Genomic DNA, 1423 nt, shown 5'->3' with positions numbered 1-1423 from the left:
GAGCCATTTAAATCACCTCGTACATTTAGAATGTTGTCTGGATAACTCCATTCTAACTGAGGGATTTTAAAATGGCTCTCTTAATTTTTAAGAGATTTCATTTTTACACAATTATACGGACTTAACTCGAAAAACTGTGTTTAGAAAGTATTTCCTCAGTAATTAATCTATTAAATTTTGTGAAAAATCTTGTATATACTACACTTTTACAGTTATTATTATTTATGGTATACTATTTCCATACATTACCATCTAACAATGTTTCTGTACCTTATTATTATGGTGGAAAAGTTGATTTTATTGGAAATGGAGGTGAACATTTAACATCAAGACTGCACACATATAGTAAATTAATAACAAAGATTAGGAGGATGGAAGATTTATGGGCACATTAAAAATTAGAAAGACGTTTATGATTGTTCTATGTTTAGCACTTTTGTTAACATCTTTTTCTACGACAGCCTCAGCCTCAACCTCCAATGAATATACCGAGAAAGAACTTGATATAATCCTTTCTAAAGCAGGGTATCCTAATTTGGATAGATTAGATTATATGACAAAATTATATATTGTTGAGTACTCTGGAGAAGATTTAATTTATGCTGGAAGCAGTGAAGTACAGAAATACCGTTATGACGAGGAAAACAATTTAAAAAAGATTGTATCTGGAGAATTTCAATTAAACACTATCCCAGATGAAGACCTTGATCTTTGGTTTGATGCTTTCATTGTATATGTTAATGGAGTAAAGCATGTTGATGTCTATCCGAATTTTGAATGGAAAGATTATGCACTTATAGATAATGACCAGATGGCGGTCGCTATTCCTCAAGGATGGCAAATTATTTCCAATAAAGATTCATGTCGCACGTATTGGGAATTTAGAGATTCCGGTTGGGTAGATGAAAGTGATTGTGGAGGAAGACCTGCAAAAGAATCTACTTATGGCTATTCATGGGGTTCACTAAGTGACGATACTATTGTACCGTTGCGCTATAAGGGGATTGCTGCATTTAGAGCTAAAAAAATTAGCAATAATGCTAATGTTCGGTTTGTAGGAGAATATGCACATGACACAACTGAAAATAGAACAACCACATATTCTGTTGGACTTAGTTATGGAATTGTTAACTTTTCTATTTCCGGTGGTGGTGGTACATCCGGGGGAATCGACACAGCCGGTTTTAGTTATGACTTAGATTTTTGGGATGATTATTAATTGTACCAAAAAGGATATTGTGTTGATTTTTTCAATGTAGTTATATTGCAAACTCCCGTTAAATTGTAGAACGGGAGTTTTTGTTATGGCTTTAGCCAGTTGAGTGCGTGAAACGCGCGAAACAGAAAACCACCCGCTATGCGGGTGGAGGGTTCTAGGGTTTGACCAACAAGACCATTCCGATAAAATTGAGATGTTCAGGCT

At 34.6% G+C, this 1423-nt stretch carries 1 protein-coding gene; it reads left to right on the top strand.

Annotated elements, in window-relative coordinates:
* Window positions 1-382: 382 nt before the first annotated feature.
* On the top strand, window positions 383-1219 hold the full coding sequence (locus ACFPXP_RS08130; protein WP_379893736.1) for a hypothetical protein: 837 nt from the start codon (window positions 383-385) through the stop codon (window positions 1217-1219).
* Window positions 1220-1423 lie beyond the last annotated feature (204 nt).

It is taken from the genome of Marinicrinis lubricantis, from assembly GCF_042658665.1.
GTDB lineage: Bacteria > Bacillota > Bacilli > Paenibacillales > KCTC-33676 > Marinicrinis > Marinicrinis lubricantis.
Note: the sequence above shows the minus strand (reverse complement) of the source record. Positions and strands in the feature narration are given on the sequence as shown.

Bases quoted from the DNA above. Each gene is read 5' to 3' on its own strand.
- ACFPXP_RS08130 (WP_379893736.1), top strand. From the start codon at position 383: ATGGGCACATTAAAAATTAGAAAGACGTTTATGATTGTTCTATGTTTA.